Below are 14,106 nucleotides of genomic sequence, written 5' to 3' on the forward strand. Positions count from 1 at the left end.
GGCCCGGGCCACTATCGATCCGCCGCCGCAGCATAGACTGCGCGGTTTTTGCGCTGTGTGAGGAAAGTCTGAATGAGCCACGTGTTGGAAGATCTGGTCGACCTGCTGACCCTGGAACCGATCGAAGAGAACCTGTTTCGCGGGCGTAGCCAGGACCTGGGGTTTCGCCAGTTGTTCGGCGGCCAGGTACTGGGCCAGTCGTTGTCGGCGGCCAGCCAGACCGTGGAAGAGGCGCGCCATGTGCATTCGATGCACGGTTACTTCCTGCGTCCGGGCGACGCCGCGCTGCCGGTGGTCTACCAGGTGGACCGGGTGCGTGACGGTGGCAGCTTCAGCACTCGCCGGGTGACGGCGATCCAGAAGGGCAACCCGATTTTCACTTGCAGTGCGTCGTTCCAGTACGACGAAGAGGGCTTTGAGCACCAGAGCAGCATGCCGCAAGTCGTCGGGCCGGAGAATCTGCCGTCCGAGCTGGAATTGACTCAGCAGCGCGCGCACCTGCTGCCGGAGCACATGCGCGAAAAACTGCTGTGCCCCAAGCCGATCGAGGTGCGCCCGGTCACCGAAAAAGACCCTTACAACCCGCAACCGGCGGACCCGGTCAAATACGTGTGGTTCCGTGCCGATGGCGCCCTGGCGGATTCGCCGGCCCTGCACAAATACCTGCTGGCCTACGCGTCGGACTTCGGCCTGTTGACCACTTCGTTGCTGCCCCACGGTAAATCGGTCTGGCAGAAAGACATGCAGGTCGCCAGCCTCGATCACGCCTTGTGGTTCCATGCCGACCTGCGCGCCGATGACTGGTTGCTCTACGCCATGGACAGCCCGTGGGCCGGCAACTCCCGTGGGTTTTCCCGTGGCAGCGTGTTCAACCGCGCCGGACAACTGGTGGCCTCGGTGACCCAGGAAGGCCTGATTCGCCATCGCAAGGACTGGGCATGAGCCTGGCCGAGGTCCGTCATTGGGTATTCGACATGGATGGCACGCTGACGATCGCCGTGCATGACTTCGCGGCGATTCGCGTGGCCCTGGCGATTCCGGCCGAAGACGACATCCTCACCCACCTGGCCGCGTTGCCGGCGGATCAGGCCGCGGCCAAGCATGCCTGGCTGCTGGAGCATGAACGGGACCTGGCGCTGGGATCCAGGCCCGCGCCGGGGGCGGTTGAACTGGTGCGAGAGCTGGCCGGGCGCGGTTATCGCCTGGGCATCCTCACCCGCAACGCCCGCGAGTTGGCCCACGTCACCCTCGAAGCCATCGGCCTGGCGGACTGCTTCGCCGTGGAGGATGTGCTGGGCCGCGACGAAGCACCGCCCAAGCCCCACCCCGGTGGCCTGTTGAAGTTGGCCGAGGCCTGGAACGTGGCGCCCGAGGCGATGGTGATGGTGGGCGATTACCGCTTTGACCTGGACTGCGGGCGTGCGGCGGGCGCACGGACGGTGTTGGTGAACCTGCCGGACAATCCGTGGCCGGAGCTGACGGATTGGCATGCGCGCGATTGTGGGGAGTTGCGGCGGATGCTTTCGGCTTGAGATAGGTGGTGACAGACCCGCCGCCTTCGCGAGCAGGCTCGCTCCCACAGGGGCTCTGGTATGGGCAAAAAAACTGCGATCAACAGAGGTCTCCTGTGGGAGCGAGCCTGCTCGCGAAGAGGCCCTTTCGACCGCTACAAAACTCACTGACCAAACAACACCTTCAGCCCCTCAGGCGAAGTCAACATCCCATCCCCGTTATGCCCTACCCCGGGCACTTCGATCAGCCGCTGGTTCAACCCCTCGGGATGACGCCGGGTCAGGTAGTCGAAAAAGAAATGCCCGCGCAATAATCGATACGGCCCCTGGGTTTGTGCTTCGCAGCCTTTATCCAGCGCCGGATGTTCCGGGTCGGTGTCTTGTTGCCCGAGCAAATAGACGATGTCGCGCTTGGCGTAGTTATCTTCCAGTTGCGCAGGTGTTTGCCCCGCCGCGTAGGCTGGCAAGTTCTGCAGGCCGTACTTCCAATGATTGAAGCCAGGGCAACTGACCGGGTCGAAAGCCATGGGCCGTTGCGCATCGAAGTAGGCATAGGACGACGGGTTGGCGATGACAAAGCGTGGGCGGATCCGGTATTGGCCGTGGGCGAGCAGGGCATAGCGCTGCACGACCTGGGCGCCGCCGGAATGGCCGGCGATGACGATCTCTTTCACTTCGGGAAACTGTTGCCGGTCACTGACTCGCGCAACGATGTCGTCGAGTACCTGGTAGGAACTGACCGGGTTCGGCCCTGTGGATAAACCACCGGCCATCCAGTCGTTGCCTTGCCAGCGCAGGATGTCATTGGGCAATTGATGGCGCGCCACGTCCTGCTCGTTGAGAAACTGCGGGGCGATGATCAGGGTGGTGCCCAGTTGCCCGGCCTGCCCGGCAGCCTTTTCGGCGCTGTGCAGGTAGGTGTCGGCATTGCGCAGCCGCCCGTGGAGGATGATCAGCACGCGCTGGATGGACGCCGGTGGAGGGCTTACGCCAACGGCCATGGCACCGCCCTTGAACTGCAGTCGCCCTTGGGCGACCACGTTGACGCCGTGTTCCTCGGCCTGGGCAACGGTGCAGCACAGCACCAGCCCGATCAACGCCCCCCACTTCATCTACAGGGTTTTCGCCGCGAACGTGTCACACTGGCTGACCTGGCCCTGGGCGAACCCGGTCTTGAACCAACGCACGCGCTGCGCCGACGTGCCGTGGGTGAAGGAGTCCGGCACCACGCGGCCCTGGCCCTGTTGCTGCAAGCGGTCATCGCCGATGGCATTGGCGGCGTTCAAGGCCTCTTCGATGTCTCCCGGCTCCAGCCAGTTCAGGCGTTTTTGCGCATGGTTGGCCCACACCCCCGCCAGGCAATCGGCCTGCAACTCCTGGCGTACCAACAAGCCGCCATCGCCCTCCATCTGCCGCCCTTGCTGGCGTGCTTCCTGGACTTTCGCCGACACGCCGAGCAGCGTCTGCACATGGTGTCCGACTTCATGGGCAATGACGTAGGCCTGGGCGAAGTCCCCGGCGGCAGCGAAGCGTTGGGACATTTCCTTGAAGAAGCTCATGTCCAGGTAGACCTGACGGTCTGCCGGGCAATAGAACGGACCGGTCGCCGACGAGGCAAGGCCGCAGGCCGAGTTGACCCGGCCGCTGAACAACACCAGTTTCGGTTGCTGGTATTGGCGTCCGGCCTGCTGGAATACCTGGCCCCAGGTGTCTTCGGTATCGCCGAGGATCGAGCGCACGAACTCGGCCTGTTCATCGTTGGCCGGCGGTGCCTGGCGGGTTTGTGAAGTGGCGGGGGCGGATTGATCCATCTGCCCGGCCAGTTGCCCGAGAATCTGCATCGGGTCCTGGCCGGTGATCCAGCCGATGCCGACGATCAGGAGGACGGCCGTCAGGCTCAAGCCCTTGCCGCCGCCGAAACGCATTCCGCCGCCGCCCCCACCGTCACCGCGAGCGTCCACCACGTTGTCACTGCGGCGACCTTTTTTCCATAACATGTGGGCGTTCCTCTGATTGGCCGGGGTGTCACTGTACTGCCGTTGCGGTGAGTCTAGCTTTTGGGGCGTCAGGATGCGCGTGATGCCTGAGCTTTCAGGCAACCGGCGCGGGGTTTGGTTCATCAGGGCATGAATGAATGGCGCACCGGTTCCAGAATTTGCATTACACTTTGCATATTTTAGAATCGACGAATTTATCTTTGGATCGCTCATGGCCGGCAGTCAAATCGAACGGGTTTTCAATGTGCTGGAAAGCCTCGCCAGCGACCCTCGCGGCTGGCCGCTACTAGGCTTGGCCGAACAGTTGCAGATTCCCAAGAGCGCCACCCACCGTTTGCTCGCCGAACTGATGCGCCTGGGCTATGTGCGCCAGAATCCCGAGAACCTGCGTTATCACTTGTCGACCCGCCTGGTCGCCATGGGCTTTCGTTACCTGTCGCGAAGCGGTGCCGACATCGTCCAGCCAGTGCTCGATCGCCTGGCACAGGAAACGGGTGAACTGGTGCGCCTGGGTGTCATCGAAGGGGAGTGCCAGACCTGGATCGCCAAATCTCAGGGGGCCCGTTCCGGCTTGCGCTACGACCCGGACATGGGGCGTGAGACGCCGTTGTCCTATACCGCGTCGGGCCATGCCTGGCTGGCTTGCATGAGTGACGCCGAGGCGTTGGCGCTGGTGGCGCGCCAGGCCGTGCAAGTGCCGGCGGACGCCGGGCCAAACGCGCCACGCAGCCCGGCTGAACTGCTCCAGTACCTGCACCAGGCCCGCGAACAAGGCTATGCCTGTGTCGAGCAAAGCTCGGCGATCGGCACGTCGGCCATTGCCGCTGTGGTCCGTCATCCATTGGATGGCCGGGTCATCGGTGTGTTGAGTGTTGCCGGCCCCAGCGCACGGATGACGCGGGCGCGGTTGCATGAGCTGGCACCGACCTTGCTGGCGTTTGCCGAGGAGTTATCGCAAGCCAGTCAGGCCTCGGAATTGTTCAGCTGAATGCGGTCTCATCCGTCACAGGCAAGCCTTGCTCCCTACATCACGCAACGCAGGATTCCTACATGACCGTCAGCACTCCGCTTTCCGGCGTCAATCAGGCTTTCAAGGGCATCCTGCTTATTCTGGTGGCGACGTTTCTGTTCTCCAGTCATGACGCCTTGTCGAAATATCTCTCGGGTTTCTACCCGATCATCATGGTGGTCTGGGCACGTTACGTGGTGCACACGTTGTTGATGGCGGGTATTTTCCTGCCCCGCTCGGGGCTGCGGGTGCTGCGGACCAAGCGTCCTTTGTGGCAACTGGCCCGGGCGCTGTGCCTGCTGGGCACCAGCCTGTTCTTCACCACGGCGCTGTTGTATATCCCGCTGGCCGAGGCGACGGCGGTCAACTTTCTCGCGCCCGTGCTGGTCACCGCCTTGTCGGTGCCATTGCTGGGCGAACACGTGACACGCGGCCAATGGATCGCGGTGATCTTCGGCTTTATCGGGGTGCTGATCATCGTCCATCCGGGCGGGGATCTGTTCACCCCGGCGGTGATATTGCCGTTCTGTTCGGCGCTGTTCTTCTGTTTCTACCAACTGCTCACGCGCAAGCTCAGCGAGATCGACAGCCCGACCACCAGCAACTTCTTCGCCGGCCTGTGCAATACCTTGGTGATGAGCGCGCTGGTGCCGTTCTTCTGGCAAGTGCCGAGCCTGTTGCACGGTGCGATGATGCTGGCGCTGGGCGCCTGCGGGATGACGGCGCACCTGATGCTGACCCAGGCCTTCCGCTTTGCCGCCCCGGCGCTGCTCGCGCCGTTCGGGTACTGCCAGATCGTATTTGCCGGGCTGCTGGGCTGGTTGTTGTTCAACCACACGCCGACGCTGACCACCGTGGTGGGCATCACCTTGATCTGCTTGAGTGGGTTGGCGGCGGCGTGGCAACAGCGGCGGGCTTAACACCGATTGTGAAGGGGCCAATTGTGGGAGCAAGGCTTGCCCGCGATGAAGACGATGCGGTCCTGAGTGAACCGAGGCGCCTTCATCGCGGGCAAGCCTTGCTCCCACAGTGGGATAAATAATCCCGGGCTCACTGGAATCAGTTTTCCAGCGTAGGCACCTTGCGCGGTGCCATGAAGTACAGCCAGGTCAGGGCAATGAAGTACATCGCCGGGATCAGGGTGAACAGCACGGTGTAGTTGTTGTTGGTGACCGTGAGGATGTGACCCACCAGTTGAGTCATGAACATCCCGCCGATGGCCGCGCACATGCCACCGAAGCCGAACACCGTACTCATCATGTGCTTGGGCGTGTAGTCCATGACCAGGCTCCAGATGTTGGCGGTCCAGGCCTGGTGCGCGCCGATGGCCAGGGAAATGGCGAACACCGCCATCCACAGGCTGCTGGAACCCGCGGCCATGATCACGCCGATGATGCAGCAGGCGAACAGCAGCATGGACACCAGTCGCGCCTTGATCGGATTGAGGCCACGGCCGATCAGGAACGAAGACAAGATGCCGCCGCCCACGCTGCCGAAGTCGGCGGTGAGGTAGATGATGATCAGCGGGATGCCCATCTGGGTCACGTTGATGCCCAGGTTGTACTGCTGGTTCAGGAACGGCGGCAGCCAATAGAGGTAGAACCAGAACACCGGGGCGGTGATCGAGTAGGCCAGGGCGAACGCCCAGGTGCCGCGCATGCGCAGGATGCGTGAGAACGGCACGCGGACCTGGTCCGGTTCGTCCTGGGCCTGGATGTAGTCCAGTTCCGACTGTTTGACGCTGGGATGGTCTTCGGGGTTGAAGTATTTCAGGCCCCAGAACAACAGCCAGATCCCGCCCAGCGCGGCCATGCACAGGAACGCGGCCTGCCAGCCCCACACGTGCAGGACCAGCGGCAGCAGCATCGGGGTGAACATCGCGCCGACGTTGGTCCCGGCGTTGAAAATGCCAGTCGCCACGGCCCGTTCACCGGCCGGGAACCACAGCCGCGTGGTCTTCACGCAGGCCGGGTAGTTCGCGGCTTCGGTGAGACCGAGGATGAAGCGGCAGACCATGAAGCCCACCGCCGAGGTGGCCAGGCCGTGGGCGCCGGTCGCCAGGCTCCAGAGCAGCACGGCGCAGAAGAACACGCGCTTGACGCCGATCCGGTCGATCAGCCGCCCTTGCAACACGAAGCCGACGGCATAACCGACCTGGAACCAGAAGTTGATGTTGGCGTAGTCCATCGCCGTCCAGTTCATTTCCTTGGCCAGGATCGGCTGCATGACGCCCAGGGCGGCGCGGTCGATGTAGTTCAGGGTCGTGGCGAAAAACACCAGGGCGAGCATGCCCCAACGGGTCTTGCCCACGGCCATGGCGCCGCGGATCTTGTCACCGATGCTGCCGGTGGAGACTCCCAGGGCGGGGGCCAGGCGGGAACTTTGGGAAGGAATCATAACGTGTACCCGTTTTTGAAATTCTTATGGTTGGTCTGGGTCTGTCCATCGAGGTCGGCAGGGCCGGCATCAATGTGGGAGCGATGGTGCGCAGTGAGCAAAAAATCGTCAATTCAGCTATGGGCATTTTGTTCGATAATCGCCCAAAAAACTAACTGGATGGTACATATTAAATTGCTGAAAGAAACCGGCAGCTCAATAATCGGCTGACTCTTTAAAAAAGCGGCGCACCTTTTGTAGCCGATGCCTGTCCCGGGAGCCGAAGTCATGCAGCGTTCCATTGCCACCGTGTCCTTGAGCGGTACCTTGCCGGAAAAACTCGAAGCCATTGCCGCCGCCGGTTTTGACGGGGTGGAAATTTTCGAGAACGACCTTCTCTACTACGATGGCAGCCCTCGGGAAATCAGGCAGATGTGCGCCGACCTGGGCATCGCCATCACCTTATTCCAACCGTTTCGCGACTTCGAAGGCTGCCGCCGCGATCGCCTGTCGCGCAACCTGGAGCGGGCCGAGCGCAAGTTCGACCTGATGCAGGAACTGGGCACCGACCTGGTGCTGGTGTGCAGCAACGCCTCGGCCGACAGCGTCGGCGATGAACAGATTCTCGTCGATGACCTGCGCCTGCTGGCCGAACGCGCCGGTGCGCGGGGCTTGCGGATCGGTTATGAAGCGCTGGCCTGGGGTCGGCACGTGAATACTTATCAACAGGTCTGGAACATCGTGCGCCAAGCCGATCACCCCAGCCTCGGCGTGTTGCTCGACAGCTTTCATACCTTGTCCCTCAAGGGCGATCCGAGCGCGATCGCCGAGATTCCCGGCGACAAGATCTTCTTCGTGCAAATGGCCGACGCGCCGATCCTGGCCATGGATGTCCTGGAATGGAGCCGGCATTTCCGTTGTTTCCCGGGGCAGGGCGAGTTTGACTTGCCGGGTTTCCTGGCGCCGATCATCAAGAGTGGCTACACCGGACCACTGTCGCTGGAAATTTTCAACGACGGTTTCCGCGCCGCGCCGCCACGGGCCAATGCCGCCGACGGCCTGCGCTCGCTGCTGTACCTGGAAGAAAAAACCCGTCAGCGTCTGGCTGAAGAAGCGCCCTCCATGGGCAATGCCGACATCCTGTTCGCCACGCCGCCGGCCAGCGAATACAACGGCATCGAATTCCTCGAGTTCGCCGTGGACGATAACCTCGGCGCCAAGCTGTCCCATTGGCTGGAACGGCTGGGGTTCGTCAAGGCTGGCCAGCATCGCTCGAAGAATGTGAGCTTGCTGCGCCAGGGCGATATCAACCTGATCCTCAACAGCGAACCGTACTCGTTCGCCCACAGTTTTTTCGAAGCCCACGGACCTTCGTTGTGCGCCACCGCCGTGCGCGTGAAAAACAGTGCCAGCGCCCTGGAGCGGGCCGTTACCTACAAAGGCCAGCCCTATCGTGGGTTGGTGGGCCCCAATGAACTGGAGCTGGCGGCGGTGCGCGCACCGGACGGTAGCCTGATTTACCTGGTGGACCAGCAGGCCGATGTCTATGGCACTGACTTCAATCTGCAGCCGGGTGCGGTCATTGGGGCCGGGCTCAAGCGCATTGACCACATGGCGATGGCGCTGCCGGCCGACAGCCTCGACAGTTGGGTGCTGTTCTACAAGAGCCTGCTGGATTTCGAGGCCGACGACGAAGTGGTCTTGCCCGACCCTTATGGTCTGGTAAAAAGCCGTGCGCTGCGCAGCCGTTGCAGTTCGATCCGCTTGCCGCTGAACATTTCCGAGAACCGCAACACCGCGATCTCACACGCGCTGTCGAGTTATCGCGGCTCCGGCGTGCATCACATCGCCTTCGACTGCGACGACATCTTCGCCCAGGTCAGTCGTGCCAAGGAGGCGGGTGTGCCGTTGCTGGACATCCCGCTCAATTACTACGACGACCTGGCGGCGCGTTTCGATTTCGACGACGAGTTCCTCAGCGAACTGGCCTACTTCAACGTGTTGTACGACCGTGACGCCCAGGGTGGCGAGCTGTTCCACGTCTACACCGAGCCGTTCGAAGGGCGGTTTTTCTTCGAGATCATCCAGCGCAAGAACGGTTATGCCGGTTATGGTGCCGCCAATGTCGCGGTGCGCCTGGCGGCCATGGCCAAGTCCCGCAGCGGTGGTTTGCGGCACGCCAAGTTGTAGGGAAATCGTAAACGTGGCGGTAATGGGCCGTGTCCTGGCTTCCTTCAGTGCACGGTGCGGCCCATAATCGCCAGCCTGTGCAGTGATGGCCGTGAGCCCCGCAATGACTATGAATCCAGAGCTTTCCGCAGCGCTCGACGAACCTGTCGCCACGCCGCGCAAGAGTCGCAAGAACAACCCGGAGAAGACCCGGGAAAACATTCTTCAGGAAGCCATCGTCGAGTTCGTCCAGCAAGGCCTGGCCGGTGCCCGGGTCGACGCCATCGCCGAGCGCATCCACACCTCCAAGCGCATGATCTACTACTACTTCGGCAGCAAGGAGCAGTTGTACGTCGAGGTGCTGGAAAAACTCTACGGTGATATTCGCACCACCGAGAGCCGCCTGCACCTGGCGGAACTGGCCCCGGTCGATGCGATCCGGCGCCTGGTGGAGTTCACGTTCGACCACCACGATCGCAATGTGGATTTCGTGCGCATCGTCTGCATCGAGAACATCCACAACGCCGAGTACGTGAAGCAGTCAGGCGCGATCAAGGCGATGACCAATACCATCCTCGATTCCCTGGGCGTGATCCTGCGGCGCGGCGCTGAAGAGGGCGTGTTCCGTGCCGGCCTCGAGCCGCTGGATGTGCATCTGCTGATCAGTTCGTTCTGTTTTTACCGGGTGTCCAATCGCCAGACGTTCGGTGAGATCTTTCAGATCGACCTGTCGGATGAAGCCGTCAAGCAGAGGCATCGTGAGATGGTCTGTGAATCGGTGTTGCGCTATCTGCAAGCCTGACACCTGAACCTGTGCATACCCTGTGGGAGCGAGCCTGCTCGCGATGCGGTGGATCAGCCAGTATTGATTTGACTGACACACCGTTATCGCGAGCAAGCTCCCACAAGGGCTTATCACCAGGCTTTAGTGGTTCATGCTTTGGAAATGCGCGAGCATCCGCTGCGCATCTGGTGCCACGCCGCTGAACAGTTCGAACGCCTTCACCGCCTGGAACACGGCCATGTTGCCGCCATCCAGTGTGCGGCAGCCGACCGCCCGGGCATTGCGCAGCAGTTCGGTTTCCAGTGGGAAGTAGACGATTTCCGCGACCCACAACGTGCCGCGCAACAGCTCGACCGGCACCGGCATGCCCGGTAGTTTTGCCATGCCCATGGGCGTGGTGTTCACCAGGCCGTCGGCCTCGGCCATGGCGGTGGGCAGGTCATGCCCGGCGCGGGCGCGGCCAGCGCCGAAGTGTTGATTCAAGTTGTTGGCCAGTGCCTCGGCACGGCTGACCTCGACGTCAAAAATGCTCAGGGTTTCTACGCCTTCCATCAACAGCGCGTGGGCCACCGCCGCGCCAGCGCCACCGGCGCCCATCTGGACCACGCGCTTGCGCGCCACATCCCCCAGGCCGCGACGAAAACCTTCGGCGAACCCCAGGCAGTCGGTGTTGTGGCCGATGCGCTTGCCGTCCTTGAGCACCACGGTATTGACCGCGCCGATACCACGGGCCTCGGGTGACAACTCATCGAGCAGCGGGATGATCGCCTGCTTGCAGGGGAAGGTGATGTTCAGGCCGGTGAAGTCCATGCGTTCGGCGGCCACCAGTAGATCGGCCAGGGCGCCGCTGTCGAGTTTCAGCGCATCGAGGTCGATCAGCCGATAGAGGTAACGCATGCCTTGGGCATCGCCCTCATGTTCATGCAGCGCAGGCGTGCGAGAGGCTTGGATGCCCGCGCCGATCAGGCCGGCCAGCACAGTGATATTCGACATGCTCATCAACCCTTCAACCGCTGACTGAAATGTTCAAGGGCCAGGCGATAACCATGGCTGCCAAACCCGCACATCACGCCAATGGCGACGGATGAGACGAAGGAGTGATGACGGAAGGTTTCACGGGCGTGGACGTTGGACAGGTGGACTTCGATGACCGGTACTTCGCTGGCCACCAGGGCATCGCGGATCGCCACGGAGGTGTGGGTCCAGGCCGCCGGGTTGATGACGATACCGGCGCAGCGGCCACGGGCGCCGTGAACCCAGTCCAGCAATTCGCCTTCCTGGTTGGTCTGGCGAAACTCCACCGCCAGGCCGAACTCTTCAGCGGCGCGGCCGCACAGTGCCGAGATGTCAGCCAGGGTTTCATGGCCATAGGTCGCCGGCTCGCGGGTGCCGAGCATGTTCAGGTTCGGGCCGTTGAGCACCAGAACGATCGGAGGCATCGCAATTTCTCCACATTTTTATTGTTGGTGTCGGCCAGGTTTCAGCCGGTGGAGATAAATTGTACTAGATGGTTAATTTGGTCAAATAAAGCAGTCGAGATCGGGCAATAAGTGTTCGATGATCGAACATGGCTTTTGTCGGGAGAGGAGGGCTCTTGTGGCGAGGGCATTTATTTGTGGGAGCAAGGCTTGCCCGCGAAGCAGGCACATCGATTTCTGAAAGACCGAATTGCCTTGCTCCCACAAAGCCTTGCTCCCACAGAGCTTTGCCCAGTCCAGCCCAGTGGGAGATCGCCCCAGCGTTTAGCGCCGAGTCAACAACACCCCGGACTCCATGTGATGGGTCCAGGGAAATTGATCGAACAACGCACAGCGCGTGATGCGGTGGGTGTCGTGCAGTTGCGCGATATTCGCGGCGAGGGTGTCAGGGTTGCAGGAGATGTACAGGATGTTGTCGAAGCGCCGGGTCAGCTCGCAGGTGTCCGGATCCATGCCAGCGCGAGGCGGGTCGACGAAGACGCTGCCGAATTCGTAGCTTTTCAGGTCGATGCCATGCAGACGACGGAACGGCCGGACTTCGTTCAGGGCTTCGGTCAGCTCTTCGGCGGACAGGCGCACCAGCGTGACGTTATCCACCGCGTTTTCGCTGAGGTTGCTCAGCGCGGCGTTCACCGAGGTCTTGCTGATTTCGGTGGCCAGCACTTTGCGCACGCGGGTGGCCAGGGGCAGGGTGAAGTTGCCGTTGCCGCAGTACAACTCCAGCAGATCGTCGCTGCGATCGCCCAGCGCGTCATAAGCCCAGTTGAGCATCTTCTGGTTCACCGTGCCGTTGGGCTGGGTGAAGGCGCCTTCAGGCTGGCGATAGCTGAAGGTGCGAGCGCCCACTTCGAGCTTCTCCACCACGTAGTCATGGCCGATCACTTCGCGCTTGCCCTTGGAGCGGCCAATGATGCTCACGCCCAGGTCAGCCGCCAGCTTCGAGGCGGCAGCGTGCCAGTGCTCGTCCAGCGGGCGGTGATAACACAGGGTGATCATCGCATCGCCCGCCAGGGTGGTCAGGAACTCCACCTGGAACAGCTTGTGGCTCAGGGGCGCGCTGGCTTGCCAGGCGGACTTGAGTTGCGGCATCAACTGGTTGATGCGCAGGCTGGCGATGGGAAATTCCTCGATGAGGATCGGTGTGCGCTTGTCGTCCTGGGAGAACATTGCGTAGTGCCGTTCGCCGGCCTCGCGCCACAGACGGAACTCGGCGCGCAGGCGGAAGTTCTTCAGCGGCGAATCGAACACCGCAGGTTCTGGTGCATCGAACGGCGCCAGCAGGTCACGCAAGCGGGTGACCTTGTCCTGGAGTTGAGCGGCGTAGGCTTGGGAATCAAAAATCATGCGTTGAACCAACCCAACTTGATCACGAACAGGATCGACAGAATGACGAGCGCCGGGTTCAGCTCACGGCCTCGGCCAGACACCAGTTTAATGGCGGTCCAGGCGATGAAACCGAAAGCGATGCCGTTGGCAATGGAATAGGTGAACGGCATTGCCAGGGCGGTCACCACCACTGGTGCGGCGACGGTGATATCGTCCCAGTCGATTTCCGCCAGGCCCGAGGTCATCAGTACGGCGACGAACAACAGGGCTGGAGCGGTGGCGAAGGGCGGGACGCTGGCGGCCAGTGGCGAGAAGAACAGCGCCAGCAGGAACAGGATCGCCACCACGATGGCGGTCAGGCCGGTGCGGCCGCCGGCACTGACGCCCGCCGCCGATTCGATGTAGCTGGTGGTGGTGGAGGTGCCCAGCAGCGAACCGGCCATGGCGGCGGTGCTGTCGGCGATCAGCGCACGGCCCATCTTCGGCATATGGCCGTCCTTGCCCATCAGCCCGGCGCGCTTGGCGACGCCGATCAGGGTGCCGGAGTTGTCGAACAGGTCGACGAACAGGAAGGCGAAGATCACGCTCACCAGGCCGATGTCCAGGGCGCCCTTGATGTCCAGTTGCAGGAAGGTCGGGGCCAGGGACGGCGGCATGGACATCACGCCGCCGAACGGCGTGAAGCCCATCAGGATCGAGACGAGGGTGACCGCCAGGATGCCGATCAGCACCGCGCCGCGTACTTTCAAGGCTTCAAGGGCGACGATCAGGACAAAGCCGAGGGTCGCGAGGATCGGCGCCGGTTGTTTCAAGTCGCCGAGGCCGACCATGGTCGCCGGGTTTTTCACCACGATGCCGGCGTTATTCAGGGCGATCAGCGCCAGGAACAGGCCGATACCGGCGGCAATGGCCGAGCGCAGCGGCAGCGGGATGCTGTTGATGATCCATTCGCGGATGCGAAAGATCGACAACATGAAGAACAGTACGGCGGAGATGAACACCGCGCCCAGCGCCACCTGCCAGGTGTGGCCCATGTGCAGGACCACGGTGTAGGTAAAGAAGGCATTCAGGCCCATGCCCGGTGCGAGGGCGATCGGGTAGTTGGCGATCAGGCCCATGACCGTGGAGCCAATGGCCGCTGCCAGGCAGGTGGCGACGAACACCGCGCCCTTGTCCATGCCGGTTTCGCCGAGGATGCTCGGGTTGACGAACAGAATGTAGGCCATGGCCAGGAACGTTGTGACGCCCGCCAGGATCTCGGTCCGCACGTTGGTGTTATGTGCCTTGAGTTGAAACAGCCTTTCCAGCATGTCTGCTCCCCGTGGCGCGCCCGGCGCCGTGAATGTATCGACCTCAACAGCAAAGCACAGGTCGCCAGCGGCGCCCGGGAATTTTCTGTGGGTCGGAAAAAGCCGCGCATCATACCAGCAGCGTAGCGTTGTGGCTGCGATCGTCG

General features: G+C 62.2%; 13 protein-coding genes. 6 read left to right on the top strand and 7 right to left on the bottom strand.

Going from position 1 to position 14,106, the window contains the following annotated elements; genetic code table 11:
- Nucleotides 1-72 precede the first annotated feature (72 nt).
- Together tesB and ASC85_RS25535 are read left to right on the top strand one after the other, a co-directional pair.
- Complete coding sequence (tesB, locus tag ASC85_RS25530; protein ID WP_057451861.1) at nt 73-942, top strand: acyl-CoA thioesterase II; 870 nt, start codon at nt 73-75, stop codon at nt 940-942.
- Entirely contained in the window at nt 939-1,532 is a 594-nt protein-coding gene (locus tag ASC85_RS25535; protein WP_057451862.1) for an HAD family hydrolase, read from the top strand. The genes tesB and ASC85_RS25535 overlap by 4 nt, the downstream gene beginning before the upstream one ends.
- A gap of 143 nt (nt 1,533-1,675) precedes the next feature.
- Here the strand turns inward: ASC85_RS25535 and ASC85_RS25540 are convergent, their stop codons facing one another.
- Nucleotides 1,676-2,623, bottom strand: a complete 948-nt coding sequence (locus ASC85_RS25540; protein ID WP_057451863.1) for an alpha/beta hydrolase — start codon at nt 2,621-2,623, stop codon at nt 1,676-1,678.
- A complete protein-coding gene (gene ypfJ / locus ASC85_RS25545) occupies nt 2,624-3,508 on the bottom strand; it encodes a KPN_02809 family neutral zinc metallopeptidase (RefSeq protein WP_057451864.1) in 885 nt (294 codons plus the stop codon).
- Nucleotides 3,509-3,719: 211 nt separating this feature from the next.
- On the opposite strand from ypfJ, the gene ASC85_RS25550 reads away from it, so the two are divergent.
- Nucleotides 3,720-4,496: an IclR family transcriptional regulator gene (locus tag ASC85_RS25550; protein ID WP_057451865.1), complete on the top strand. Its 777-nt coding sequence runs from the start codon at nt 3,720-3,722 to the stop codon at nt 4,494-4,496.
- Between the two features lie 62 nt (nt 4,497-4,558).
- Nucleotides 4,559-5,437 carry a DMT family transporter gene (locus tag ASC85_RS25555; RefSeq protein WP_003205814.1) on the top strand — a complete coding sequence of 293 codons (879 nt, stop codon included), beginning with the start codon at nt 4,559-4,561 and terminating at the stop codon, nt 5,435-5,437.
- Nucleotides 5,438-5,576: 139 nt separating this feature from the next.
- Here ASC85_RS25555 and ASC85_RS25560 read toward each other — a convergent pair whose 3' ends face one another.
- A complete protein-coding gene (locus ASC85_RS25560) occupies nt 5,577-6,914 on the bottom strand; it encodes an MFS transporter (RefSeq protein ID WP_057451866.1) in 1,338 nt (445 codons plus the stop codon).
- Nucleotides 6,915-7,181: 267 nt separating this feature from the next.
- Here ASC85_RS25560 and quiC point away from each other — a divergent pair, with 267 nt between their 5' ends.
- Complete coding sequence (gene quiC, locus ASC85_RS25565; protein ID WP_057451867.1) at nt 7,182-9,083, top strand: 3-dehydroshikimate dehydratase QuiC; 1,902 nt, start codon at nt 7,182-7,184, stop codon at nt 9,081-9,083.
- Between the two features lie 103 nt (nt 9,084-9,186).
- Nucleotides 9,187-9,864 (top strand): TetR/AcrR family transcriptional regulator, encoded by a 678-nt coding sequence (locus ASC85_RS25570; RefSeq protein ID WP_014340322.1) that lies wholly within the window; start codon nt 9,187-9,189, stop codon nt 9,862-9,864.
- Nucleotides 9,865-9,987: 123 nt separating this feature from the next.
- On the opposite strand, the gene ASC85_RS25575 is transcribed toward ASC85_RS25570, so the two are convergent.
- The 4 genes from ASC85_RS25575 to ASC85_RS25590 form a co-directional block, all read right to left on the bottom strand.
- Nucleotides 9,988-10,839 carry a shikimate dehydrogenase gene (locus tag ASC85_RS25575; protein ID WP_013694252.1) on the bottom strand — a complete coding sequence of 284 codons (852 nt, stop codon included), beginning with the start codon at nt 10,837-10,839 and terminating at the stop codon, nt 9,988-9,990.
- A gap of 5 nt (nt 10,840-10,844) precedes the next feature.
- Complete coding sequence (aroQ, locus tag ASC85_RS25580) at nt 10,845-11,285, bottom strand: type II 3-dehydroquinate dehydratase (RefSeq protein WP_057451868.1); 441 nt, start codon at nt 11,283-11,285, stop codon at nt 10,845-10,847.
- A gap of 303 nt (nt 11,286-11,588) precedes the next feature.
- Nucleotides 11,589-12,668 (bottom strand): tRNA (uridine(54)-C5)-methyltransferase TrmA, encoded by a 1,080-nt coding sequence (trmA, locus tag ASC85_RS25585; protein ID WP_057451869.1) that lies wholly within the window; start codon nt 12,666-12,668, stop codon nt 11,589-11,591.
- A complete protein-coding gene (locus tag ASC85_RS25590; RefSeq protein WP_025215596.1) occupies nt 12,665-13,960 on the bottom strand; it encodes an NCS2 family permease in 1,296 nt (431 codons plus the stop codon). Before ASC85_RS25590 ends, trmA begins: the two co-directional genes overlap by 4 nt.
- Nucleotides 13,961-14,106: the final 146 nt, after the last annotated feature.

Source organism: Pseudomonas sp. Root401 (genome assembly GCF_001425105.1).
In the GTDB taxonomy this organism is placed as follows: domain Bacteria; phylum Pseudomonadota; class Gammaproteobacteria; order Pseudomonadales; family Pseudomonadaceae; genus Aquipseudomonas; species Aquipseudomonas brassicacearum.